Source organism: Pseudomonas sp. B12(2026), assembly GCF_057767015.1.
Genome location: NZ_CM173430.1, coordinates 4,472,629 through 4,496,918, shown reverse-complemented (window position 1 = coordinate 4,496,918; position 24,290 = coordinate 4,472,629). Strand labels below are relative to the sequence as shown.

General features: G+C 66.8%; 21 protein-coding genes and 1 pseudogene. 15 read left to right on the top strand and 7 right to left on the bottom strand.

All coding sequences use genetic code 11. The features are described from left to right. Positions 1–47: 47 nt before the first annotated feature. Positions 48–1,370, top strand: coding sequence for an APC family permease (locus AC3B6A_RS20945; protein WP_488399021.1), 1,323 nt, complete (start codon positions 48–50; stop codon positions 1,368–1,370). Between the two features lie 59 nt (positions 1,371–1,429). Further along, on the top strand, positions 1,430–2,074 hold the full coding sequence (locus AC3B6A_RS20940; RefSeq protein WP_488399020.1) for a glutathione S-transferase family protein: 645 nt from the start codon (positions 1,430–1,432) through the stop codon (positions 2,072–2,074). Between the two features lie 30 nt (positions 2,075–2,104). Here AC3B6A_RS20940 and metR read toward each other — a convergent pair whose 3' ends face one another. Next, positions 2,105–3,025, bottom strand: coding sequence for a transcriptional regulator MetR (gene metR, locus AC3B6A_RS20935; protein ID WP_488399019.1), 921 nt, complete (start codon positions 3,023–3,025; stop codon positions 2,105–2,107). 123 nt (positions 3,026–3,148) lie between these two features. Here metR and AC3B6A_RS20930 point away from each other — a divergent pair. Continuing rightward, a pseudogene (locus AC3B6A_RS20930) lies at positions 3,149–4,231 on the top strand (5-methyltetrahydropteroyltriglutamate--homocysteine S-methyltransferase); the annotation flags it as partial. Positions 4,232–4,265: 34 nt separating this feature from the next. Here the strand turns inward: AC3B6A_RS20930 and AC3B6A_RS20925 are convergent. Further along, on the bottom strand, positions 4,266–4,709 hold the full coding sequence (locus AC3B6A_RS20925; protein WP_488399018.1) for a CopD family copper resistance protein: 444 nt from the start codon (positions 4,707–4,709) through the stop codon (positions 4,266–4,268). A gap of 193 nt (positions 4,710–4,902) precedes the next feature. Here AC3B6A_RS20925 and AC3B6A_RS20920 point away from each other — a divergent pair, with 193 nt between their 5' ends. Next, positions 4,903–5,898, top strand: coding sequence for an alpha/beta fold hydrolase (locus AC3B6A_RS20920; RefSeq protein WP_488399017.1), 996 nt, complete (start codon positions 4,903–4,905; stop codon positions 5,896–5,898). 241 nt (positions 5,899–6,139) lie between these two features. On the opposite strand, the gene AC3B6A_RS20915 is transcribed toward AC3B6A_RS20920, so the two are convergent. Then, positions 6,140–7,054, bottom strand: a complete 915-nt coding sequence (locus AC3B6A_RS20915; protein ID WP_488399016.1) for a LysR substrate-binding domain-containing protein — start codon at positions 7,052–7,054, stop codon at positions 6,140–6,142. A 102-nt stretch (positions 7,055–7,156) separates the two neighbouring features. Here AC3B6A_RS20915 and AC3B6A_RS20910 point away from each other — a divergent pair, with 102 nt between their 5' ends. From AC3B6A_RS20910 to AC3B6A_RS20885, 6 genes are all read left to right on the top strand, one after another. Then, entirely contained in the window at positions 7,157–8,242 is a 1,086-nt protein-coding gene (locus AC3B6A_RS20910; protein ID WP_488399015.1) for a tartrate dehydrogenase, read from the top strand. Positions 8,243–8,504: 262 nt separating this feature from the next. Beyond that, on the top strand, positions 8,505–10,124 hold the full coding sequence (locus AC3B6A_RS20905) for a BCCT family transporter (RefSeq protein ID WP_488399014.1): 1,620 nt from the start codon (positions 8,505–8,507) through the stop codon (positions 10,122–10,124). Between the two features lie 138 nt (positions 10,125–10,262). Beyond that, positions 10,263–11,384 carry an aromatic ring-hydroxylating oxygenase subunit alpha gene (locus tag AC3B6A_RS20900; RefSeq protein ID WP_488399012.1) on the top strand — a complete coding sequence of 374 codons (1,122 nt, stop codon included), beginning with the start codon at positions 10,263–10,265 and terminating at the stop codon, positions 11,382–11,384. Positions 11,385–11,436: 52 nt separating this feature from the next. Continuing rightward, on the top strand, positions 11,437–12,885 hold the full coding sequence (gene gabD / locus AC3B6A_RS20895; RefSeq protein WP_488399011.1) for an NADP-dependent succinate-semialdehyde dehydrogenase: 1,449 nt from the start codon (positions 11,437–11,439) through the stop codon (positions 12,883–12,885). A 61-nt stretch (positions 12,886–12,946) separates the two neighbouring features. Beyond that, positions 12,947–13,918: a PDR/VanB family oxidoreductase gene (locus AC3B6A_RS20890; RefSeq protein WP_488399010.1), complete on the top strand. Its 972-nt coding sequence runs from the start codon at positions 12,947–12,949 to the stop codon at positions 13,916–13,918. 265 nt (positions 13,919–14,183) lie between these two features. After that, positions 14,184–15,269, top strand: coding sequence for a PAS domain-containing protein (locus AC3B6A_RS20885; protein ID WP_488399009.1), 1,086 nt, complete (start codon positions 14,184–14,186; stop codon positions 15,267–15,269). Between the two features lie 6 nt (positions 15,270–15,275). Here the strand turns inward: AC3B6A_RS20885 and AC3B6A_RS20880 are convergent, their stop codons facing one another. Continuing rightward, positions 15,276–15,836 (bottom strand): carboxymuconolactone decarboxylase family protein, encoded by a 561-nt coding sequence (locus AC3B6A_RS20880; protein WP_488399008.1) that lies wholly within the window; start codon positions 15,834–15,836, stop codon positions 15,276–15,278. A gap of 10 nt (positions 15,837–15,846) precedes the next feature. Beyond that, on the bottom strand, positions 15,847–17,175 hold the full coding sequence (locus AC3B6A_RS20875) for an aspartate aminotransferase family protein (protein ID WP_488399007.1): 1,329 nt from the start codon (positions 17,173–17,175) through the stop codon (positions 15,847–15,849). A gap of 356 nt (positions 17,176–17,531) precedes the next feature. Here AC3B6A_RS20875 and glnH point away from each other — a divergent pair, with 356 nt between their 5' ends. The 5 genes from glnH to AC3B6A_RS20850 are packed head-to-tail and all read left to right on the top strand — an operon-like array spanning position 17,532 to position 21,635. Then, positions 17,532–18,275: a glutamine ABC transporter substrate-binding protein GlnH gene (glnH, locus tag AC3B6A_RS20870; protein WP_488399006.1), complete on the top strand. Its 744-nt coding sequence runs from the start codon at positions 17,532–17,534 to the stop codon at positions 18,273–18,275. A 17-nt stretch (positions 18,276–18,292) separates the two neighbouring features. Beyond that, positions 18,293–18,949: a glutamine ABC transporter permease GlnP gene (glnP, locus tag AC3B6A_RS20865; protein WP_488399005.1), complete on the top strand. Its 657-nt coding sequence runs from the start codon at positions 18,293–18,295 to the stop codon at positions 18,947–18,949. Beyond that, positions 18,946–19,668, top strand: coding sequence for a glutamine ABC transporter ATP-binding protein GlnQ (gene glnQ, locus AC3B6A_RS20860; protein ID WP_488399004.1), 723 nt, complete (start codon positions 18,946–18,948; stop codon positions 19,666–19,668). Before glnP ends, glnQ begins: the two co-directional genes overlap by 4 nt. A gap of 9 nt (positions 19,669–19,677) precedes the next feature. Continuing rightward, a complete protein-coding gene (locus AC3B6A_RS20855) occupies positions 19,678–20,736 on the top strand; it encodes a C45 family autoproteolytic acyltransferase/hydrolase (RefSeq protein WP_488399003.1) in 1,059 nt (352 codons plus the stop codon). Continuing rightward, a complete protein-coding gene (locus AC3B6A_RS20850) occupies positions 20,733–21,635 on the top strand; it encodes a MurR/RpiR family transcriptional regulator (protein WP_488399002.1) in 903 nt (300 codons plus the stop codon). The genes AC3B6A_RS20855 and AC3B6A_RS20850 overlap by 4 nt, the downstream gene beginning before the upstream one ends. 24 nt (positions 21,636–21,659) lie before the next feature. Here AC3B6A_RS20850 and glpD read toward each other — a convergent pair whose 3' ends face one another. After that, positions 21,660–23,201: a glycerol-3-phosphate dehydrogenase gene (gene glpD, locus AC3B6A_RS20845; protein WP_488399001.1), complete on the bottom strand. Its 1,542-nt coding sequence runs from the start codon at positions 23,199–23,201 to the stop codon at positions 21,660–21,662. 159 nt (positions 23,202–23,360) lie between these two features. After that, positions 23,361–24,116: a DeoR/GlpR family transcriptional regulator gene (locus AC3B6A_RS20840; protein WP_488399000.1), complete on the bottom strand. Its 756-nt coding sequence runs from the start codon at positions 24,114–24,116 to the stop codon at positions 23,361–23,363. Positions 24,117–24,290: the final 174 nt, after the last annotated feature.

Sequence of the window (24,290 nt, the reverse complement as noted above, 5' to 3'; positions counted from 1 at the left end):
CGGAACCTTTGCACTGCCATAACAAACACAATGCGGAGTAAGCAGAAATGGCTCGACTGAAACGAACCCTGTCGCTGGGTTCGGTGGTGCTGTTCGGCATCGCCTACATGACCCCGATCATCGTCCTCGGCACCTTCGGCATCCTCGCCGACGTCACCCGTGGCGTGGTGCCCTCGGCCTACCTCGTCGCCTCGGTGGCGATGCTGTTCACCGCGCTGAGCTACGGGCGCATGGCCGCCGCCTTCCCGGTGGCGGGCTCGGCCTACACCTACGTGCGCAAGTCGATCAGCCCGAAACTGGGCTTCCTCGCCGGCTGGGCGGTGCTGCTGGACTACCTGTTCCTGCCGATGGCGATCTGGCTGATCGGCGCGGCCTACCTGCACTCGGCCTTCCCGGCCGTGCCCCAGGCCATCTGGGTGCTGGCCTTCATCGGCGTGACCACCGCGATCAACGTGGTCGGCCTGCGCCTGGCGAAGAACATCAACGGCGTGCTGATGCTGGTGCAGTTCCTCGTGCTGATCGCCTTCGTCGGCCTGGCGATCCACTACGTGATGGGCGACGCCAGCCGTCCGCTGTGGACCCTGGAGCCGTTCTTCAAGGAAGGCACCCAGCTGCCGCTGATCATGGGCGGCGCGGCCATCGCCTGCTACTCCTTCCTCGGCTTCGACGCGGTCAGCACCCTGACCGAAGAAACCCATGAGCCGCGCAAGACCATCCCGCGCGCGATCCTGCTGATCACCCTGATCGGCGGCGGCATCTTCATCGCCTCCAGCTACTTCGTGCAGCTGGCGCACCCGTCCGTGGAGTTCCAGAACGCCGACTCCGCCGCCTACGAAATCGCCCGCAACATCGGCGGTGATGTGTTCGTCAGCTTCTTCCTGATCGGCCTGATCGTCGGCCAGTTCACCTCCGGCCTGTCGGCCCAGGCCAGCGCCTCGCGCCTGCTGTTCGCCATGGGCCGCGACGGCGTGCTGCCGCGGCCGTTCTTCGGCAGCATCAGCAAGCGCTTCGAAACCCCGGTGAACAGCATCGTGCTGTGCGGCGTGGTGGCCCTGCTGGCGCTGCGCATGGACGTCACCACCTCCACCTCGTTCATCAACTTCGGCGCCTTCCTGGCCTTCAGCCTGGTGAACCTGTCGGTGATCTTCCACTACTACCTGAACGCCGAGCAGCGCGGCCTGCGCGAGCTGGTGCTGTTCCTGGCGTTCCCGCTGATCGGCCTGGTCGCCGACCTGTGGCTGATGGTCAGCCTCGACCACCTGGCGATCTGGCTCGGCCTGTCCTGGCTGGTGGTCGGCGTGATCTACCTGGCGGCGATCACCGGCGGCTTCCGCGAGCAACCGCCGGAGATGCACTTCGACGAAGCGTGACGGCCAGGCGGGGCTATGCTGGGGGCTCCATGCCGTGGCGCGCCACAGGAGACCCCGCCATGTCCCGCATCACCTTCTACCACTCGCCCCAGACTCGCTCCAGCGGCACCCTGGCGCTGCTGGAGGAACTGGGCGCCGACTATGACCTCGAGCTGATCAACATGAAGGCCGGCCAGCAGCGCGAGCCGGCCTACCTGGCGATCAACCCGCTGGGCAAGGTCCCGGCGATCCGCGTCGGCGAGTCCCTGGTCACCGAGCAGGGCGCGATCTTCATCCACCTCGCCGATCTGTTCCCCCGCGCGGGCCTGGCGCCCAGCCTCGACGACCCGCTGCGCGGCCCCTACCTGCGCTGGCTGGTGTTCTACGGTTCGAGCTTCGAGCCGGCCATCGTCGACCGTGCGCTCAAGCGCGACCCGGCGCCGCCGGCGATGAGCCCCTACGGCGATTACGACAGCGTGATGCGCACCCTCGCCGAGCAGCTGGAAACCGGCCCCTACCTGCTGGGCAGCCGCATGACCGCCGCCGATGTGCTGTGGGGCATGGCGCTGCGCTGGACCATCGGCTTCGGCGTGGTGCCCAAGCTGCCGGTGTTCGAGCGCTACGTCGACCTGGTCACCTCGCGGCCGGCGTTCGTCCGCGTGCGCGAGCGCGATGAGCAATGGGCGGCGGAACATGCCCGCGCCGCCGAGGCGAAGACGCCGTGAGACCGCGGGTCATCCCTGCCGGGATGGCCCTCAGCCCTTGGCTGCGCTGACCCCTTCCAGGGTGGCGAAGGAGGTGTCCTTGGCCGTCAGCAGGAAGTCGCGCATGAACGGCGCGTCCAGCATGTCGGCGCGGATCGCCGCGAACAGCGTGCAGTACAGGCCCTTCTCGCCCAGGCGCTTGGCGGTGACGTAGCCGCGCGAGCTGTATTCGTGCAGCGCCCAGTTGGGCAGGCAGCACACGCCACGGCCGGAGGCCACCAGCTGCATCATCATCACCGTCAGTTCCGAGGTGCGGATCTGCGCGGGCTCGACGTCGGCCGGTTCGAGGAAGCGGGTGAAGATGTCCAGGCGGTCGCGCTCCACCGGGTAGGTGATCAGCGTCTGGCTGGCGAGGTCCTCCGGCACGATGAAGGACTTGCCGGCCAGCGCGTGGTGGTTGTCCACCGCCAGCAGCGCCTCGTAGGTGAACAGCGGCACGTAGGTGATGCCGGCGAGGTCCACCGGGTCGGCGGTCACCACCAGGTCGAGGTCGCCGCGGGCCAGCGCCGGCAGCGGGGCGAAGGAGAAGCCCGAGGCGAGGTCGAGCTCCACCTCCGGCCAGGCGTCGCGGAACTGGTCGATGGTCGGCATCAGCCACTGGAAGCAGCTGTGGCACTCGATGGCCATGTGCAGGCGGCCGGCGGTGCCGCCGGCCAGCCGCGCCAGGTCGCGCTCGGCGCCGCGCAGCTGCGGCAGCACCGCGTCGGCCAGTTGCAGCAGGCGCAGGCCGGCGCTGGTGAAGCGCACCGGCTTGGTCTTGCGGATGAACAGCGACAGGCCCAGGCGGTCCTCCAGCTCCTTGAACTGGTGGGACAGGGCGGATTGGGTGAGGTGCAGGCGCTCGGCGGCCTCCACGAGGCTGTCGGCCTCGCGCAGGGCGTGGAGGGTTTTCAGGTGACGGAGTTCAAGCATGGTGCCGGCCTCGACCTCAATATGAGGAAAACTTGAGTTCAACGCGAATGAATTGAGTTTGTCTCATGAATGGCCAGCTGTCGACAATGCGGGCATCTGACGCATTGGATTGGAGTTTTCGCCATGGCACTGGCCCACACCCTCGGCTTTCCCCGCAGCGGCCGCGACCCTGAACTGCAGAAGGCGCTGCAGGCCTTCCGCGACGGCGAGCTGGACGAAGCCGGCCTGCGCGCCGTGGGCCGCGAGCTGCGCGCCGCGCACTGGCAGGTGCAGAAGGACGCCGGCATCGACCTGCTGCCGGTGGGGGACTTCGCCTGGCATGACCCGCTGCTGACCCACTCGCTGACCTTCGGCGTGATTCCCGAGCGCTTGCGCCCGCAGGACGGCCGGCCGACCCTGCGGACCCTGTTCGCCATGGCCGCTGGCAGCGACGCGGATGCGCCGGAGCCGGCCCGGTGGTTCGACGCCCATCACCCCTACCTGGCCCCGGAGTTCAGCGCCGAGCAGCAGTTCCAGCTGGGCTGGGAGCAACTGTTCGAGGAGGTGGATGAGGCGCTGGCGCTGGGGCACCGGGTCAAGCCGGTGCTGATCGGCCCGCTGACCTACCTGTGGCTGGGCAGGCCCGAGGGCGAGTCCGCCGGCTTCGACAAGCTCGACCTGCTGGAGCGCCTGCTGCCGGTCTACGGCCGGATCTTCCAGCGCCTGGCCGCGCAGGGCGTGGAGTGGGTGCAGATCGACGAGCCGATCCTGGTGCTCGACTTGCCGCAGGACTGGAAGAACGCCTTCGAGCGCGCCTACAACCTGCTCCAGCGCGAACCGCTGAAGAAGCTGATCGCCACCTACTCCGGCGGCCTGGAGGACAACCTCGGCCTGGCCGCCAGCCTGCCGCTGGACGGCCTGCACGTCGATCTGGTGAGTGCGCCGCGGCAGTATCCGACCGTCCTCGACCGCCTGCCGGCCTACAAGGTGCTGTCCCTGGGGTTGGTGAACGGCCTCGATACCCGGCACTGCGATCTCGACTCGACGCTGGATGTGCTGCGCCACGCCCACGAACGGCTGGGTGAGCGGCTGTGGGTGGCGCCGTCCTGCTCCTTGAGGGATACCGAACTGCAGGACTCGCTCTCCTTCGCCGCGCAGAAGTGCGCCGAGGTGGCCTTGCTGGTGCAGGCGGTGAACCGGCCCGGAGCGCCGGAAGTCCTCGCCGCGTTCGGGCACCGTGAGTGCGCCTGAGCGCCCGGACTTACCAGTTCAGGTAGAACATGCCCTTGGCCAGCAGGACGATGGCCAGCACGTGGACGAACACGCTGTAGTGGATGCGCCGCGAGCGCCGGGCGGTCATGCGGCCGCTGCGGAAGGAGTGCATGGCGAAGGCGAAGTGCCCGAGCACGCTGGTGGCCAGCAGCAGCTTGAGGCTGAGCAGGGTGGTGAAGGCGGACGCCAGCGGCTCGGCCAGCAGCGGCAGGTAGCGCAGGTAGAGCATGCCCAGTCCGCAGCCGAACAGGGTCAGGATGACCCACGGCATCAGGCGCCGGGCGCGGCGGCCGACGGCGGCTTCCACGGCCTTCATCGCCCGGGGCGGCACGTGGGGGTGGACGCTTTCCAGGATCAGCACCTCGAAGAACACCGTGCCGACGAACATGATCGCCGCCAGCAGGTGCAGGGTGAGCAGGAGGGGGTAGGCCATGGCGGTCGTTCCGTGCGGTGGTCGCTCTATCTTCGCCAGCGGCGGGGCCATTCGCCCTTGATCACGATCAGGGAAGGGGCGTCCGTGACCGCTCGGCGCCTTTCATCAAACTGTCACGGACCTGTGGCAGAGCGAACGACGGAAATTCATCAGAATCCCGTTCCACTGGGGTTTTGCGTTCCGGATTTTCATCATGCGTGCTTTCCTGCTGGCGGTCGCCCTTCTGTGCGGACTGCCCTCACTCTCCTTTGCCGGCGATCGTTGCGATCCCCGGGTGCCGACCGAGCTGGCCGACCTGGGCGACGTGCGCCTGGCCTACCAGAGCATCGGCCGTCCGCAGGACCCGGCGCTGCTGCTGATCATGGGCCTGGGCGGCCAGCTGATCCACTGGCCCGACGAGGTGGTCGAGGCGCTCTGCCAGCAGGGTTTCCGGGTGATCCGCTATGACAACCGCGATGTCGGCCTGTCCGCCTGGCGCATCCCCACGCCCACCGGCAACCTGACCTACGAAGTGATCCGCTACCGCCTGGGCCTGCCGGTGAGCGCGCCCTACAGCCTGACCGACATGGCCGACGATTCGCTGCGCCTGCTCGACGCCCTGCACATCCAGCGCGCCCACGTGCTGGGGGCGAGCATGGGCGGGATGATCGCCCAGCATGTCGCCGACCTCGCGCCGGACCGGGTGATCAGCCTGACCCTGGTGATGACCAGCTCCGGTGCCGAAGGCCTGCCGGCGCCCAGCGAGTCGCTGCTGCGCCTGCTCGCCCGGCGCGAGGCCGCCAGCCGCGAACAGGCCATCGAGCAGCAGGCCGACCTGCTGGCCGCGCTCGGCAGCCCCGAGGTGCGCGACGACCGCCAGCAGTTGCTGCACCAGGCGGCGATCTCCTACGACCGCGCCTTCAACCCCGAGGGCGTGCAGCGGCAACTGCTGGCGATCCTCGCCGAGCCGAGCCGGGTGGAACTGCTGAACCGCCTGGACGTGCCGACCCTGGTGGTCCACGGCACCGCCGATCCCCTGCTGCCGGTGATGCACGGGGTGCATGTGGCGGCGCATATCCGCGGCTCGGAACTGAAGCTGATCCCCGGCATGGCGCACCGCTTCCAGGAGGACTTCAAGGAGCCGCTGCTCAGTGCGGTGCTGCCCTACCTGCGCGCGCACCAGGGCGGCGGACACGTCGCGCAGCTCTGATCAGCCGTCGCGCCTCTCCGTAGGATGGCGTGGAGCGAAGCGATACCCATCGCGGTAGATAGCGCTGCGCGTATCCACCCTACGAAAAGCAGGAGCATCGCGGACGGAGTCCGCTCCTGCGGGGTGCAGCGCTTTCGTAGGAGCGGACCTTGTCCGCGAAGCGTTCAGCGCCTGCCCATGTTCGCGGAGAAGCTCCGCTCCTACGGGATCAAGGGCCCTTCACCCGCAAGCGGGAAGGGGGCTACGTTTCCGGCAGGCTGTAGCGCTCGGCGAAGTACTGCCGGAGGAGTTCCACCGCTACCCGAACCTTGGCCGAGCTGGCCAGCGGCGCGGTGTACACCGCCCAGATATCGGCCGGCTGCTGGTAGTCCGGCAGCACCCGCACCAGGCGCCCGTCGGCCAGGCTGTCGTGCACGTCCCACCAGGAGCGCAGCAGGATGCCGCGTCCGTCGAGGCACCACTGGTGCACCACCTCGCCGTGGTTGGACGACAGCGGCCCCGTCACCTTCACGTTCTCCTCGCCGTTCGGCCCCTGCAGGTGCCAGATGCCGAAGGGGTGGTCGCGCTCCTTGATCACCAGGCAGTCGTGCCCGGCCAGTTCCGCCAGGCTGCGCGGCGTGCCGCGCCGTTCCAGGTAGGCGGGGGCGGCGCAGAGCACCCGGCGGTTGCGCGCCAGGGGCTTGGCGATCAGGTGCGGGTCGATCTCGTTGCCGACCCGCACGTCGAGGTCGAAGCCTTCGTCGAACAGGTCGACCAGGCGGTCCTGCACCTCCAGGCGGATGTCCAGCTGCGGGTGGCGGGTTGCCAGTTCCGACAGCGCCGGGGCGACGAAGCGCCGGCCCAGGCCCAGGCTGCTGGCGATGCGCAGCTGGCCGCTGGGCTCGCGATGCAGGGCGGATACGTCGTCGCCCATGCGCTGCACCGAGTCGAGGATGCGCAGCGCCCACTGGTAGACGCGTTCGCCGTCCTCGCTCACCGACACCCGACGGGTGGTGCGGTGCAGCAGGCGCACGCCGAGGTCCTCCTCCAGCAGGCGGATGCGCTTGCTGACGAAGGCGGTGGACATGCCCAGCTCGCTGGCGGCGCTGGCGAAGCTGGAGCGGCGGGCGACGTGGACGAAGACGTTGAGGTCTTCCAGGTTCGGCAGATTGTTCACGGTTCGTGATTCAAGAATCCACGGATGTGGCGATTATGTTTGATTCGTCGACTTATAGCATGGCAGGCACCTCTTCCCCATCCCATCTGCAAGGGTGCCCGCATGAGCAAGACATACAGAATCGCTGCCATTCCCGGTGACGGTATCGGCCAGGAAGTCCTTCCCGAGGGGCTGCGCGTGGTGCAGGCGGCCGCGCGCAAGCACGGCCTGAACCTGGAGATCGAACACTTCGAGTGGGCCAGCTGCGACTACTACCTGGAGCACGGCCGGATGATGCCGGACGACTGGTTCGAGCGGCTCAAGGGCTTCGACGCGCTGTACTTCGGCGCCGTCGGCTGGCCGGACAAGGTGCCGGATCACATTTCCCTGTGGGGCTCGCTGCTCAAATTCCGCCGCGAATTCGACCAGTACGTGAACATCCGTCCGGTGCGCCTGTTCCCCGGCGTGCCGTGCCCGCTGGCCGGCAAGCAGCCGGGCGACATAGATTTCGTGGTGATCCGCGAGAACACCGAGGGCGAATACTCGTCCCTGGGCGGCCGCATGTTCGAAGGCACCGAGAACGAGTTCGTGCTGCAGGAATCGGTGTTCACCCGCCGTGGCGTGGACCGCATCCTCAAGTACGCCTTCGACGTGGCGCAGACCCGCGAGCGCAAGCGCCTGACCTCGGCCACCAAGTCCAACGGCATGGCGGTGAGCATGCCCTACTGGGACGAGCGCACCGCCGCGATGGCCGCCAACTACCCGGAAATCACCTGGGACAAGCAGCACATCGACATCCTCTGCGCGCGCTTCGTGCTGCAGCCGGAGCGTTTCGACGTGGTGGTGGCTTCCAACCTGTTCGGCGACATCCTCTCCGATCTCGGCCCGGCCTGCGCCGGCACCATCGGCATCGCGCCGTCGGCCAACCTCAACCCGGAGCGCAGGTTCCCCTCGCTGTTCGAGCCGGTGCACGGTTCGGCGCCGGACATCTTCGGCCAGAACATCGCCAACCCGATCGCCATGATCTGGTCCGGCGCGCTGATGCTGGAGTTCCTCGGCCAGGGCGACGAGCGCTACCGCGCCGCCCACGACGACATCCTCGGCGCCATCGAGCGGGTGATCGCCAATGGCGAGGTCACCCGTGACATGGGCGGCAAGCTGTCCACCCAGGCGGTGGGGCAGGCAATTTCCGAACTCATTGTAGGCTGATTCCTGGCCATTCTATGAGCGGCCGGAAAGGTCCTTTCCAGAGCGATTGCCGACCTTTCCGCCGCTTCGCGGGAGCAGCGCGGGGTGATGAACTGCTCTTGCGTTGTGTGACAAACCACCGCACACTGTTAACCAATGGATTTTCGTTAACCATTGGTTGATAGGTAAGGGGGACATCAACCTGCCTCGCGCTGCACTTCATGCCCCGTCGCCTGCCTGCGCCGGACATGAGACACAACAAAAACGTCCCAGGAGACGCCTGATGCACCACAAGAATAAAAAGGTCGATGTGTTCCTGATCACCGTGAGCCTGATCGCCGTCCTGTTCACCGTGATCGGCCTCGCCGCCTTCCCGGCGGAAGCGGAACAGGCCGCCAATCAGCTGTTCGAGTTGTCCACCCGTTCCTTCGGAACCGCGGTCCAGCTGCTGATCTTCGGCAGTTCGCTGGCGGTGCTCTACATCGCCTTCAGCAAGTACGGCAACATCCGGCTGGGCAGCGGCAAGCCGGAATACTCCACCGCCACCTGGGTGTTCATGTTCATCTGCGCCGGCATGGGTTCCTCGACCCTCTACTGGGGCGTGATGGAGTGGGCCTACTACTACCAGACGCCCGGCCTGAACATCGCCCCGCAGTCCCGTGAAGCGCTGGAATACAGCGTCAGCTATTCGTTCTTCCACTGGGGCATCAGCGCCTGGTCGATCTACGCCCTGGCCTCGCTGGCCATGGCCTATCACTTCCACGTGCGCAAGAAGAGCGGCCTGAACCTGGCCTCCATCGTCGAGGCGGTCACCGGCTTCAAGTCCACCGGCCCGGTGGGCCGCCTGGTCGACCTGATCTTCCTGCTGACCATGATGGGCGCGCTCACCGTGTCCCTGGCGCTCACCGCGTCGACCCTGACCCGCGGTCTCTCCGGCCTGGTCGGCAGCCCGGACACCTTCACCGTGCAGGTCCTGGTGATCGGCGTGATCGCCGTGCTGTTCTCCCTGAGTTCCTACATCGGCATCGACGGCGGCCTGCAGAAGCTGAGCAAGATCGTCTGCTACGGCGCCCTGGTGTTCGCCGCGGTGGTGCTGCTGGTCGGCCCGACCCAGTTCACCATCAACAACACCGCCAACGGCATCGGCCTGATGATCCAGAACTACGTGCACATGAGCCTGTTCACCGACCCGGCGGGCGACGGCGCGTTCACCCGCAACTGGACGGTGTTCTACTGGCTCTGGTGGGTGTCCTACGCACCGGGCGTGGCGATGTTCGTGACCCGCGTATCGCGCGGCCGGCAGATCAAGGAAGTGGTGTTCGCCCTGCTGCTGGGCGGTAGCTTCGGTTGCTGGTTCTTCTTCGGCGCGCTGGAAAGCTACAGCATGCACCAGTTCATCACCGGCGCCATCGACGTGCCGAAGATCCTCACCGAGCACGGCGGCGAGAGCGCGGTGGAAGCGCTGCTGATCGGCCTGCCGATGGGCAAGGTGTTCCTCGCCGTGTACCTGTTCATCATGGCCGTGTTCTGCGCCTCGCACATGGACGCCGCCGCCTACGCCGTGGCCGCCACCAGCACCCGCAACCTGCAGGAAGGCGACGACCCGACCCCGACCCACCGCCTGTTCTGGGCCATCACCCTGACCCTGGTGCCGCTGGCCATGCTGTTCGCCAAGGCCTCGCTGTCCACCATGAAGACCGCCGTGGTGCTCACCGCGATCCCGTTCACCCTGATCCTGCTGGTGAAGGTCTACGGCTTCTTCAAGTGGATGCTGCAGGACTACGCCAAGGTGCCGGCCTACCGCATCGAGGAAGAGGCCGCGGCCATGGCCGCCGACGAGGCGCATCAGGAGAACGCGGCGCCTGCCGGGAAACCGCTGGTCGAGCCGGCGCTCGCCCAATGATCCTGCGTGGCGCCGCCAGCCCGAGGACGGCGCCACCTGCAGGCTTTTTTTTGCCTGCGCTGTTAACCATCGGGTTGCAGTCAACCAATAAGTAAACCGATCGCCCCATGGCGAATCGATGAGCCTGGAGATAGCAAGATGACCGATTTCGAACGCCTGCCTGCCGATTTCTGCAGCAACGCCGAACACGCCTACACCATTCCGGCGACCTTCTACACCAGCCCCTCCGTGTTCGAGCACGAGAAGGAAAGGATCTTCGCCCACAGCTGGATCTGCCTGGGCCACCGCAGCGAAGTGGCGGAAAAGAACGCCTACATCGTCCGCGAAGTGATCGGCGAGAGCATCATCGTCATCCGCGGCCGCGACGACGTCCTGCGCGCCTTCTACAACGTCTGCCCGCACCGTGGTCACCAGCTGCTGGAAGGCACCGGCGGCGTCGCCAAGAACGTGATCAGCTGCCCGTACCACGCCTGGACCTTCAAGCTCGACGGCGAACTGACCCACGTGCGCAACTGCGACCAGGTGGAAGCCTTCGAGAAGGGCGACTACAGCCTGTCGCAACTGCGCGTCGAGGAATACGCCGGCTTCATCTTCATCAACATGGACCCCAACGCCGGCAGCGTCGAAGACCAGCTGCCGGGCCTGCAGGCGCGCATGCGCCAGGCCTGCGGCGTGATCGACGACCTGCACCTGGGCGCCCGCTTCGTCACCACCACGCCGGCCAACTGGAAGTCCATCGTCGACAACTACATGGAGTGCTACCACTGCGGCCCGGCGCACCCGAGCTTCGCCGACTCGGTGGACGTCGGCCAGTACACCCACAGCCTGCACGGCAACTGGTCGCTGCAGTACGGCATCGCCAAGTCCTCGGAGCAGTCGTTCAAGGTCGACGACTCGGTCAAGGATCCATCCTTCGCCGGCTTCTGGGCCTGGCCGTGCACCATGTTCAACGTGCCGCCGGGCGCCAACTTCATGACCGTGATCTACGAGTTCCCGGTCGATGCGGAAACCACCCTGCAGCACTACGACATCTACTTCCTCAACAAGGACCTGACCGAGGAGCAGCAGAAGCTCGTCGACTGGTACCGCGAAGTCTTCCGCCCGGAAGACCTGCGCCTGGTGGAAAGCGTGCAGAAGGGCCTGAAGTCCCGCGGCTACCGCGGCCAGGGCCGGATCATGGTGGACAAGGAGCGCTCGGGCATCAGCGAGCACGGCATCGCCCACTTCCACAACCTGATCGCCGTCTCCCACCTCGACTGATCCAGCGCGCCGCCGGCCCTTGCGGCCGGCGGCCTCTTGCGGAGTGCCTTGCGTGAAACTCAACGATTCCAACCTGTTCCGCCAGCAAGCCTACGTCGATGGGCGCTGGTGCGACGCCGACGACGGGCGCAGCCTGGACGTACATGACCCGGCGACGGGCGAGCGCCTGGGCAGCGTGCCGCTGATGGGCGGCGCCGAAGCCGAGCGCGCCATCGAAGCGGCGAACGCCGCGCTGGAAGGCTGGCGGGCGAAGACCGCCAAGGAGCGCGCGCAGATCCTGCGCCGCTGGTTCGAGCTGCTGCTCGAACACGAAGACGACCTGGCCCGGCTGATGACCTTCGAGCAGGGCAAGCCGCTGCACGAAGCCCTCGGCGAAATCCGCTACGCGGCGTCCTTCATCGAATGGTTCGCCGAGGAAGGCAAGCGCATCTACGGCGACGTGATCCCCAGCCCGGCGGCGGACAAGCGCCTGCTGGTGATCAAGCAGGGTATCGGCGTCTGCGCGGCCATCACCCCGTGGAACTTCCCGGCGGCGATGATCACCCGCAAGGCCGCGCCGGCCCTGGCCGCCGGCTGCACCATGGTGATCAAGCCGGCCAACGAGACGCCGTTCTCCGCGCTGGCGCTGGTGGCGCTGGCCGAACGCGCCGGCGTGCCGGCGGGCGTGCTCAGCGTGGTCACCGGCGACGCGCCGGCCATTGGCGCCCAGCTCACCGGCCACCCGCTGGTGCGCAAGCTCAGCTTCACCGGCTCCACCCCGGTCGGCCGCCTGCTCATGGGCCAGTGCGCCGAGACCATCAAGAAAGTCTCGCTGGAACTGGGCGGCAACGCGCCGTTCATCGTCTTCGAGGACGCCGACATCGAGGCGGCGGTGGAAGGCGCGCTGGTCGCCAAGTACCGCAACGCCGGGCAGACCTGCGTGTGCGTCAACCGCTTCTACGTGCATGACGCGGTGTACGAGCGCTTCGCCGCCCGCTTCGTCGAGCGCGTGCGCGAACTGGCGGTCGGCCACGGCGTCGAGCCGGGCACCCAGATCGGCCCGCTGATCACCGACAAGGCCGTGGCCAAGGTGCAGAGCCTGGTCGACGACGCCACCGCCAAGGGCGCCGAGCTGGTGCTGGGCGGCAAGCCCCATGCGCGCGGCGGCAACTTCTTCGAGCCCACCGTGCTCGGCGGCATCCGTCCGGGCATGGACCTGCTGCAGGACGAAATCTTCGGCCCGGTGGCGGCGCTGGTGCGCTTCTCCTCCGATGCCGAAGTGATCGAACTGGCCAACGACACCCTCTACGGCCTGGCCGCGTACTTCTACAGCCGCGACCTGGCCCGCGTGTTCAGGGTCGCCGAGCGCCTGGAATACGGCATGGTCGGGGTCAACACCGGGCTGATCTCCAACGAGGTCGCGCCCTTCGGTGGCGTCAAGCAGTCGGGCCTGGGGCGTGAAGGTTCCCGGTACGGCATCGAGGACTACCTGGAAATCAAGTACCTCTGCCTGGCGGTGTGAGCCGGGCGGGGAATAGCCGGGGCGGCGCGGCCGCCGCCCCGTGTCGCAGTTGAGGTGAACGATGGCCAACACATACGAGATGTTCCGCGTGCGGGTGACCGCGGTGGAGCAGGCGACCCCGCAGATCAAGCGCTTCACCCTGGCGCGCGCCGATGGCCAGCCGATGCCGGCCTTCAGCGGCGGCAGCCACGTGATCGTGCAGATGCAGGCGGCCGATGGCGGCGCCTTCAGCAACGCCTACTCGCTGATGAGCGACCCGCGCGACCTGAGCCATTACCAGATCGGCGTGCGCCTGGAGGAGCAGTCCAAGGGCGGCTCGGCGTTCATGCACCGGCAGGTGCGGGTCGGCAGCGAGCTGACCATTTCCACCCCGAACAACCTGTTCGGCCTGGACCCCGAGGCCGGCCGCCATGTGCTGATCGCCGGCGGCATCGGCATCACCCCGTTCCTCTCCCAGCTGCATGAACTGGAAGGCGGCGCGGTGCCCTACGAGCTGCACTACGCCTTCCGCAGTCCGGAGCACGGCGCCTTCCAGGGCGAACTGGCCGGCGGCCCGCATGCCGGCAGCGTGTGTTTCTACGTCGACAGCCTGGAGCGCCGCCTGGACCTCGCCGCGCTGTTCGCCGCTCTGGCCGACGATGCCCACGTCTACGTCTGCGGTCCCAAGCCGCTGATCGACGCGGTGGTCGAAGGCGCCAAGCAGGCCGGCATCGCCGCGTCGCGCGTGCACTTCGAACAGTTCGCCGCCGTTCCGGCCAGCGGCGGCGCCTTCACCCTGGTGCTGGGCCGTTCCGGCCGCGAGCTGCGGGTGGAAGAGGGCATGACCATCATCCAGGCCATCGAGAACGCGAAGGCGGCCAAGGTCGACTGCCTGTGCCGCGAGGGCGTCTGCGGCACCTGCGAGACGCGCATCCTCGAAGGCGAGGTCGAGCACTTCGACCAGTACCTCTCCGATGAAGAGAAAGCCTCGCAGCAGACCCTGATGCTCTGCGTTTCGCGGGCGCGCGGCGAGCGCCTGGTGATCGATCTCTGACGTGTGCGTAGGCGTGCAACCGTTCGCGGTTGTACGCCGATACATCCAAGGCGCGCGGTGCTTTCGTAGGAGCGGAGCTTCTCCGCGAAATCCCGGCGAAGCCGGGACTGCTGTCGTGGCCGGCCTGGCGGCCGGATCGCGGATAAGATCCGCTCCTACAAGAGCTCCTCGCCCCATCCATCCGCAACTGCCACGATCCTGTCATCCAACAGTTTACAGCTGTGTATACTGCGGCCCTCGATGATCACCAGGGACCGCGTCTTCCATGCAGGAAAACAGCTTCGCCTTCCGCCTCAAGGAACTGCTCGAACTCCGCAAGCTGACCCTGCAGGCGGTCGGCACGGCCCTGGGCATCTCGCGCACTGCGGTGCACAAGTGGACCCGCGGCGGCGAGATCGACTACGACAACCTGCGCAAGCTGGCGGACTTCCTCAAGGTCAACTGGATCTGGCTGCGCTACGGCGAGGAAGCCCTGCGCGACGTGCAGCAGGCCGAGCCCATCGAACTGCCGATGACCGACCTGCGCCGCCGCTACACCGCCGAGATCATGGAAAGCGAAACGCGCATGAAGCTGGCCCAGGAAGGCGCGCGCATCGTCACCTGGGAATGGAACCTGATCAGCGACGAATTGACGTATTCACCCAACGTCGAAGCCGTCTACGGCTGGCCGGTCACCTCCAACCAGGACTTCTGGCGCCACCTGCCGCCGGAAGACATCGCCGCCATGCAGGCCATGTACGATCGCGCGATCGCCGAGGGCGGCACCTGCGAGTACGACTTCCGCATCTTCCAGCCCGACGGCGCGCTGCGCTGGATCTCCTCCCGGGCCACGGCGGTGCAGGACGCGGCGGGGCGGTCGGTGAAGATCGTCGGCATCAGCATGGACAACACCGCGCGGATGACCACCGAGGACGCGCTGCGCAACAGCGAGGAACGCTTCCGCGCGATCTTCGAACTGACCTGGGGCGCGCTGGCCTACATCGGCCTGGATGGCAGCTGGCAGCGGGTCAACGGCAGCCTCTGCGAACTGCTCGGCTACAGCCCGGACGAGCTCTACGCCATGACCTTCCAGGACCTCACCCACCCGGAGGACCTGGCGAAGAACCTTGAACTGCTGCGCCAGCTGCTGGCCGGCCACTTCGACCGCTACGTGGTGGAAAAGCGCGTGCGTCGCCGCGACGGCAGCTACCTCTGGGTGCGCGCGCGCACCTCGTTGCAGCGCCGCCGCCAGGATGGCCTGCCCGACCACCTGATCAGCGTGTTCGAGGACATCAGCGCCGAGCGCGCCGAGCGCGACCGCCTGCAGGCGCGCATCGCGGAACTGGAAGCACGCCTGGACGCGCGCGCCTGACGAACTTCAGGGTTCGCTGAACGGCAGTGGCGTCTCGCTACGCCGTACAGCGAAGGCGTTGAGGGTCATGGCGACCAGCGCGTAGTAGCCGAAAATCCCGATCAGCTCCACCAGCCCGGTCTCACCGAAACAGGCCGTGGCCTCCTCGTACAACGCCTGATCGATGCGCCGGGTCTCGTACAGCGAACGGCCCAGGCGATGGATCAGGCGCTCGTCGTTCCGTTTGAAGTCCGGCGTCCGGCTATCACGCAGGGCTTCGATCACCCCGTCGCTGATCCCCGCCTGGCGTGCGATGGGTTCGTGGATCTGCCATTCCGCCTGGGATTGCCACCAGGCGGCGGTGACCAGGATCGCCAGTTCGCTCAGGCGTGGTTCCAGGCGTGTGCCGTAGCGGCAGAAGGCACCGAGCTTTTGCGCGTTGTCGGCCAGCCCCGGGCTGTGCACCCAGGCCAGGAACGGGCCGTCGAGATTGCCGCGCGGGCCACTGAGGATGTCCTGCAGTACGCGGCGCTGTTCGTCATCCATGTCGGTATCGGTGAGCGGGGTGAGGCGTGAATCGATCTTCATGCCGGATCCCTCAGAGGCTGCCGATGGCTTTGACGATGGCGCGCTGCAACTTCTCGACCAATTCGTCCAGCTGCGTCTCTGCGAGGATGAAGGGCGGAGCCAGGAGGATGTGGTCGCCGCTGCGGCCATCGACCGTGCCGCCCATGGGATAGCACATCAAGCCTTCCTGCATGGCGGCCTTCTTGATCCGCGCGTGCAGTTTCGCTTCGGCGGGGAAGGGCACCTTGCTCTCGCGGTCAGCCACCAGCTCCAGGCCCTGGAACAGTCCGCGGCCACGGATGTCGCCGATGTTCGGGTGTTCGCCCAGCGCACTGCGCAGGCGCTGTTGCAGCTTCTCGCCAAGGTCGCGCACGCGCGGCAGGAGCTTGCGCTGTTCGATGGTCGTCTGCACTGCCAGTGAGGCAGCGCACGCGGTGGCATGGCCAATGTAGGTGTGACCGTGCTGGAAGAACCCCGAGCCGTTGGCAATGGCATCGTGAATGCGCTGGCTGACCAGGGTGGCGCCGATAGGCTGGTAGCCGGCGCCTAGCCCCTTGGCGATGGTGATCAGGTCGGCACTGATTCCTTCCTGTTCGGCGGCGAACAGCGTGCCGGTACGGCCCATGCCGCACATCACTTCATCGAGGATCAGCAGCACGCCGTAGCGGTCGCAGACTTCCCGCATGCGCTTGAAGTAGCCCGGCACGGCGGTCACTGCGCCGAGGGTAGCGCCTACCACCGGTTCGGCAACGAAGGCCATGACTTTTTCCGGCCCCAGGTTGAGGATTTCCGCCTCCAGCTCCCGGGCCAGGCGTTCGCCGTAGGCTTCCGGCGTTTCGCCTTCGGCCAGGCCGCGATAGGCATAGCAGGGGCTGACGTGACTGACGTCGATCAGCAGGGGCTGAAACTGCTGGCGCCGCCAGGCGTTGCCGCCGGTGGCCAGGGCGCCGAGGGTGTTGCCGTGGTAGCTCTGGCGCCGCGCGATCAGGTGTGTGCGCTGCGGCTGGCCGATCTCCACGAAGTACTGGCGGGCCAGCTTGAGCGCCGCTTCCACCGCTTCGGAACCACCCGAGACGAAGTACACCGAGCGCATCCCGGCGGGGGCGCGGGCGATCAGGAAGTCAGCCAGCTCTTCCATCGGCTCGCTGGTGAAGAAGGATGTGTGGGCGTAGGCCAGGGTGCCGATCTGCCGGCGCACCGCTTCGATCACCTCGGCCTCGCTGTGCCCCAGGCAGGACACCGCCGCGCCACCGCTGGCGTCGAGGTAGCGGCGTCCCTCGCTGTCGATCAGGTAGGCGCCATCGCCGCGAACGGCTGTGGGGTATGACTGGGTGAGGCTGCGGTGCAGGACGTGGCTCATGGTGACCTCCAGGGAGTTTGCGCAAATATTAAATGCATTTTTACGCTTGGCAAATTTTTCTTGCGCATCTGGAGGGCGAGCCAGGTTCACTGGAGCCTGCTATTTCAGCGTTAATCCGCATGAAATGGGCGATTGAGTTCGTTTCGGTAGATTTGCACGCCAGCGAAAAATGCTTGCAATGATTTTATTTGCATGTTTATTTTGCACGAAAGCACTCAAGTGCATGCAGCCCCGAATGTGGGTTAGCCGCTCAAAACAATAAAGTCCGGGCCCTGGCCCGTTGCATCGAACTGCCGCTAATGCGCGCCGGCCCCAGGGCACGGCGCATCCCGCCGACCCGCAAGAGGAAGTCCTGCATGAAAAAGCTGCTTCAAGCCTCGTTCGCCGCGCTGTCCCTGCTCGCCGCCAGTCACTCGATGGCCGCCGACAAGGAACTGCTGATCGCCACCGACACCGCCTTCGTGCCCTTCGAGTTCAAGCAGGGCGACAAGTACGTCGGCTTCGACATCGACCTCTGGGAAGCCATCGCCAAGGAAATGGGCGTGACCTACCAGCTCAAGCCGATGGACTTCAACGGCATCATCCCCGCGCTGCAGACCCGCAACGTCGACGCCGCCTTGGCCGGCATCACCATCAAGGATGACCGCAAGCAGGTCATCGATTTCTCCGACGGCTACTACGACAGCGGTTTCCTGCTGATGGTCAAGGCCGACAACGACAGCATCAGGAGTTCGGCCGACATTGCCGGCAAGAGCCTGGCGGTGAAGAGCGGTACCTCGGCGGCGGACTATGCCAAGGCCAACCTCAAGGCCGGCGACCTGCGCCAGTTCCCCAACGTCGACAATGCCTACCTGGAGCTGCGCACCGGCCGCGTCGACGCCGCCATGCATGACACCCCGAACGTCCTCTACTACATCAAGACCGCCGGCGACGGGCAGGTGAAGGCCGTGGGCGAGCAGATGATGGCCCAGCAGTACGGCATCGGCTTCCCCAAGGGTAGCGAACTGCGCGAACCGGTGAACGCTGCACTGAAGAAGCTGCGCGAGAACGGCACCTACGCGCAGATCTATCGCAAGTGGTTCGGCACCGACCCGAAATAAGGCGGAGGTAGTCATCCATGCATTTTCAATGGTCCGCCATCTGGGCCGCGTTGCCGGTGCTGCTCGAGGGCGCCCGGCTGACCCTGTGGATATCCATTCTCGGCCTGATCGGCGGCGCGGTGATCGGCCTGGTGGCCGGCGTCGGCCGCGCTTACGGCGGCTTCATCGGCAGCCGCGTGGCGCTGCTGTTCGTCGAGCTGATCCGTGGCACGCCGATCATGGTCCAGGTGATGTTCATCTACTTCGCCCTGCCGTTGATGATCCCGGTGCGTATCGATCCGTTCAGCGCGGCGGTGGTCACCATCATGATCAACTCCGGGGCCTACATTGCCGAGATCACCCGTGGTGCGCTGCTCTCGGTGAACAAGGGGTTCCGCGAGGCGGGGCTGGCGCTGGGGCTGTCCGGACGTGACACGCTGCGCTATGTGATCGCCCCGCTGGCCTTCCGCCGGATGATCCCGGCGCTGGGCAACCAGTGGATCGTCAGCATCAAGGACACTTCGCTGTTCATCGTCATCGGCGTCGCCGAACTGACCCGACAGGGCCAGGAGGTGATCGCCGGCAACTTCCGCGCGATGGAAATCTGGTCGGCGGTAGCGGTGATCTACCTGGTCATCACCCTGGTACTGAGCTACGTGCTGCGGCGCATGGAATCGAGGCTGAAGATCCTATGATCGAGTTCAAGCAGGTCTCCAAGCATTTCGGCCAGACCGAAGTGCTCCACGACATCAACCTGAAGATCGGCAACGGCGAGGTGGTGGTCATCATCGGTCCGTCCGGATCCGGCAAGTCCACCTTGCTGCGCTGCATCAACAAGCTGGAAGTGATCACCGGGGGCGAGCTGTTCGTCGACGGCATGGAGGTCAACGATCCGAAGGTGGACGAGCGCCTGATCCGCCAGGAGGCGGGGATGGTGTTCCAGCAGTTCCACTTGTTCCCGCAGATGACCGCGCTGGAGAACGTCGCCTTCGGGCCGGTCCGCGTGCGTGGGGCGAAGAAGGCCGATGCCGAGGCGCTGGCGCGTACGCTGCTGGCCAAGGTCGGTCTGTCCGAACGTGCCGGACACTATCCGGCGGAGCTCTCCGGCGGCCAGCAGCAGCGCGTGGCCATCGCCCGCGCGCTGGCGGTGAAGCCCAAGCTGATGCTGTTCGACGAGCCCACCTCGGCGCTCGACCCCGAGCTGCGCCACGAGGTGCTGCAGGTGATGAAGGACCTGGCGGAGGAGGGCATGACCATGGTCATCGTCACCCACGAGATCGACTTCGCCCGCAAGGTCGCCTCGCGGCTGATCTTCATCGACAAGGGGCGGATCACCGAGGACGGCGACCCCGCCAGCCTGATCGGCAATCCCACCAGCCCGCGCCTGCGCGAGTTCCTGCAACATGTCGCCTGAGGTGCGTCGATGATCCTTCAACCCCTGAACCTGGGCGGCAGCCCCTACGACATCGGCCTGGGCCTGGGCCGTTTCGGCCGCGACGCGGTGCACCAGCGCCTGCGCCCGCTGCCGTTGTGGCGGAGCCTGGCGGCCCTGGCCGGCTCCGATGTGGCGAAGGTCATGCAAGCGCAGGTCGAAGCGGACTTCCCGCGCATCTGGGAGGAGATTCGCGGCTTGGCTGACGGCCTGGAGTTGCCGGTCGAAGAAGTCTTCCTGTGGAACTGCCGGGGTGATTTTGTCCGCTCGCAAAGCGTGGACGGCTGCACCACGGTGTTCGGTCCGTCCGCCGAGGGCTGGCTGATCGCTCACAACGAGGACGGTCTGCCGTCCCTCGATGGCGCCTGCGGCTTGCTGCAGGCAGTGCCTGAGCAGGGCATGTCCTTCACCAGCTTCGTCTATCCCGGCTCCATCCCCGGCCACACCTTCGCGGTGAATGCCACCGGACTGGTCAGCACGGTGAACAATCTCCGTCCGACCAGTATTCCGGCCGGCCTGCCACGTCAGGTGCTGGCTCGAGCGGTGCTGGATTGCGCCAGCCTGGATGAGGCCGTCGCGGTGCTGTCCCGCGCGGGCCGTGCCGGCGCCTTCCACCATACCCTCGGGCAGGTCGGCTCGGCTCATCTGCTGAGCGTCGAAGCGTGCTCATCCGGCGTCGTGGTGCGCAAAGTGCGGCGCCCCGGCGGGCACTCCAACCATTTGCTGGATGCCGGGCTGGATGCCTTCGGCCAGCGCATCACCGGCAGCTCCGGTAGTCGCCAGCGCCGCGTCGATGTCTTGCTCGGTGATGCTGGCGGGACGGTCGATGAGGCGCGTGCGCTGTCGATCCTGCGTGACGGCGTCGATGCCGAGCTGCCGATCTACCGTCGCGCGGCGGACGATCCGGACGAGGAAAATACCCTGGCCACCGCCGTATTTCGCATCGGGGCGAACTCGGTAGAATGGCGCGTCTACTGCCAGCCGGACATCCAGCACGTCGAAGCTGCCGGCAGTATCCGCCCTCATTCCGCCAACGGACCCGCACGATGACCCAAGCGCCCGCCGCATTGCCCGATAACCTGGGAGCTCTCAAGCAGTTGCTGGAGGCTATCGAGCGAGGCGAGACGGACATCTCCTTGGGCGGCAGCTCGCGGCGGGTGCTGGCGGCGCTGATCGAGGCGCCGCAGCGCACTGCGGTGTCCTCCATCAGTGAACTGGCCGAACAGCTCGGGGTGAACGCCTCGACGCTGTCGCGCCTGGCCCAGCGCCTGGGCTACGGCGGCTTCAGCAAGTTTCAGGACGTGTTCCGCCGTGAACTGACCGAAGGCAAGAGTTTCTACAGCGACCAGGCTTCGCGCCTGCTGCTGACTCCGGCGGACACCACGCTGTCGCGTCTGACCCGTCTGGGTCGGCAGGAGAGTACCAACATCGCCGGCATGATCGAGCAGGTTGAGCCGGAAGTCTTCGCCCGCGTGGTGGAGCTGCTCGCCAGCGCCCGCCGCGTGCGTATCCACGGCATGCGCCAGTTCACCTCGCTGGCGCTGTTCATGTCCTATGGCCTGGGCATGTTGCGCCAGGATGTGGCGGCGCTGGACGCCAGCCGCCAGGGCGTGGCCGATGCACTGGCGCAGCTGGATGCCGGTGACGTGCTGGTGGTCGCCAGTTGTTTCCCCTATACGCCCAGCGTGCTGGCCACGGCGGAGGTCGCGGCGCGCCACGGTATCGAAGTCGTGGCCCTGACCGATTCGTCCAGCTCGCCGCTGGCGCGGGTGGCACGCCACAGTTTCTACGTGCCGAATCACAGCCTGTTCTACAGCAACAGCATGTGTGCCTTCATGCTGCTGGCGCAGGGCCTGCTCAGCGAAGTGGCGGGGCGGTTGGGGGAAAGCGCGCTGGAGTCGCTGCGGCAGCGCGAAGAACTGATCAGCGAGCTCAACGCCTCGCTTTGATGCCGTGCCGCCTCAGGGCGGCCTTCAAGCCACCTGCGTGCTCGGCTCCAGCGGGCTTTCGCTGTGCAGGAACTGCTCCAGGCGCTCCTGTTGCCGGGCGGTGAGGAACAGGCCGAGCTTGGTGCGGCGCCAGAGGATGTCGTCGGCATCGCGCGCCCACTCCTCGCGGCACAGGTATTCCACCTCGCGGGCGTAGAGTCCGCCGCCCAGGTGTTCGCCCAGTTCGCCGAGGCTGCGCGCGCCGTCCAGCAGCTGCCAGATGCGGCTGCCGTAGGTGCTGGCCCAGCGCCGGGCGAGTGCCGGGTCGAGCTGGCGCAGGCGTTCCATCAGCTGGATGGCCAGGTCTTCGACGCTGGTCATGGCTTCGCCGCCGGGCAGCGGGGCGCTGGCGGTCCAGCGCGGGCCCATGACCCCGGCGAAATGCGGCGCCAGTTGCTCCAGCGCGGCTTCGGCGAGCTTGCGGTAGGTGGTCAGCTTGCCGCCGAACACCGACAGCAGCGGCGCTTCGCCGGGAGTGTTGTCCAGCGCCAGGGTGTAGTCGCGGGTGACGGCGGAGGGATCGTCGGATTCGTCGTCGCACAGCGGGCGCACGCCGGAGAAGCTGCGCAGGATGTCCTCGCGGCCGAGCTGACGCTTGAAGTGGGCGTTGACCACGTTCAGCAGGTAGCCGGTTTCCTCGTCGCTGATGCGGATCTGCGCGGGGTCGCCCCGGTATTCGCGGTCGGTGGTGCCGATCAGGGTGAACTGGCCCAGGTAGGGGGTCGCGAAGACGATGCGGCGGTCGTCGTTCTGCAGGATGTAGGCGTGCTCGCCGTCGTACAGGCGCGGCACGATCAGGTGGCTGCCCTGGATCAGGCGGATGCCGTAGGGCGGGCGCTGGCGCAGTTCCTCGCGCAGGAAGCGGTCGACCCAGGGCCCGGCGGCGTTGACCAGGCAGCGCGCGCGGACCGAATAGAGGCTGCCGTCGCGGCGTTCCAGGTGCAGGTGCCACAGGCCCTTGCTGCGCCGCGCGCTGACGCAGCGGGTGCGCGGGTGGATGTGCGCGCCGTGCTCGCGGGCGGTCATGGCGTTGAGCACCACCAGGCGGGCGTCGTCCACCGAGCAGTCGGAGTATTCGAAGCCGCGGGTGATCCCGGCCTGCAGCGGGCTGTCCGGGCCGAAGCGCAGGCTGCGGGAGGCTGGCAGTCTTTCGCGCTTGCCGAGGTGGTCGTAGAGGAACAGGCCGGCGCGGATCATCCAGGCCGGGCGCAGGTGCGGGCGGTGCGGCAGGACGAAGCGCAGCGGATGGACGATGTGCGGCGCCTTGGCCAGCAGCACTTCGCGCTCGGCGAGGGCTTCGCGCACCAGGCGGAATTCGTGGTGTTCGAGGTAGCGCAGGCCGCCGTGGATCAGCTTGCTGCTGGCGGAGGAGGTGTGGCTGGCGAGGTCGTGCTGTTCGCAGAGGAACACCGAGAGGCCGCGCCCGGCGGCGTCCGCCGCGATGCCCACGCCGTTGATGCCGCCGCCGACGACAGCCAGGTCATAGACTTCGGCCAGGGGCGCGTTGCGCGAGCGGGTGGGATTCATGGGACCGCCTCGGTATTGGAAATGAACGTATTTATGTTCGTTTTCGAAAATATAGTAGTTCGATGAACGAAAAATGACCAGCCAGGCGCGGGAAATCGCGCAAGCGTTCGTCAGATTCTTCGGAATTGAATGCCTGAGACCGGAGGTGAAGGCGGGCGCTCAGACCAGTTCGAGCTGGACCTTGTGCTGGGCCAGCAGGCGCGCCACGGCGGCGGGCGGCGGGCTGTCGGTGAACACGCGGCTGACCAGGCCGATCGGGCCCAGGCGCACCACGGCGTTGCGCCCGAACTTGCTGGAGTCGGCGGCGAGGAACACCTGCCGGGCGTTGTCGATGATGGCGCGGGAGACGCGCACTTCCTGGTAGTCGAAGTCCAGCAGGCTGCCGTCTTCGTCGATGCCGCTGATGCCGACCACGGCGAAGTCGACGCGGAACTGTTCGATGAAGTCCACCGCCGCCTGGCCGACCACGCCGCCGTCGCTGCGCACGGTGCCGCCGGCGATCAGCACTTCGAAGTCGTCCTTGCCGGCGAGGATGCTGGCTACGTGCAGGTTGTTGGTGATGATCTTCAGGTGGCGGTGGCCGAGCAGGGCGCGGGCGATGGCCTCGGTGGTGGTGCCGATGTTGATGAACAGCGAGGCGTTGTCCGGGATGTGCGCGGCGATGGCTTCGGCGATGCGCTGCTTCTCGTCGCGCATCTGGTCGGCGCGGGTGTTGTAGGCGGTGTTCTCGATGCTCGAGTCCCAGGCCGCGCCACCGTGGTAGCGGCGCAGCAGGCTCTGTTCGGCGAGCTGATTGATGTCGCGGCGGATGGTCTGCGGGGTGACGGTGAACTGCTGGGCGAGTTCCTCGATGCTCAGGTAGCCGCGCTCGCGGACCAGGTCGAGGATGCTTTGCTGTCGGGGCGGCAGGTTCATGCGCTGTGCTCGTTAGGACGGGCCGAAGGGGCAAGGATGCCGGAGTGGGGCGGCGCTGTCATGCAATGCAGGACTGTACCTGTAGCGAGCTTGCTCGCGAACCTTGCCCGGTGCTGCGGCATCAGGTGGTTCGCGAGCAAGCTCGCTCCTACGAAAAGCAGTCAGTCCGTAGGA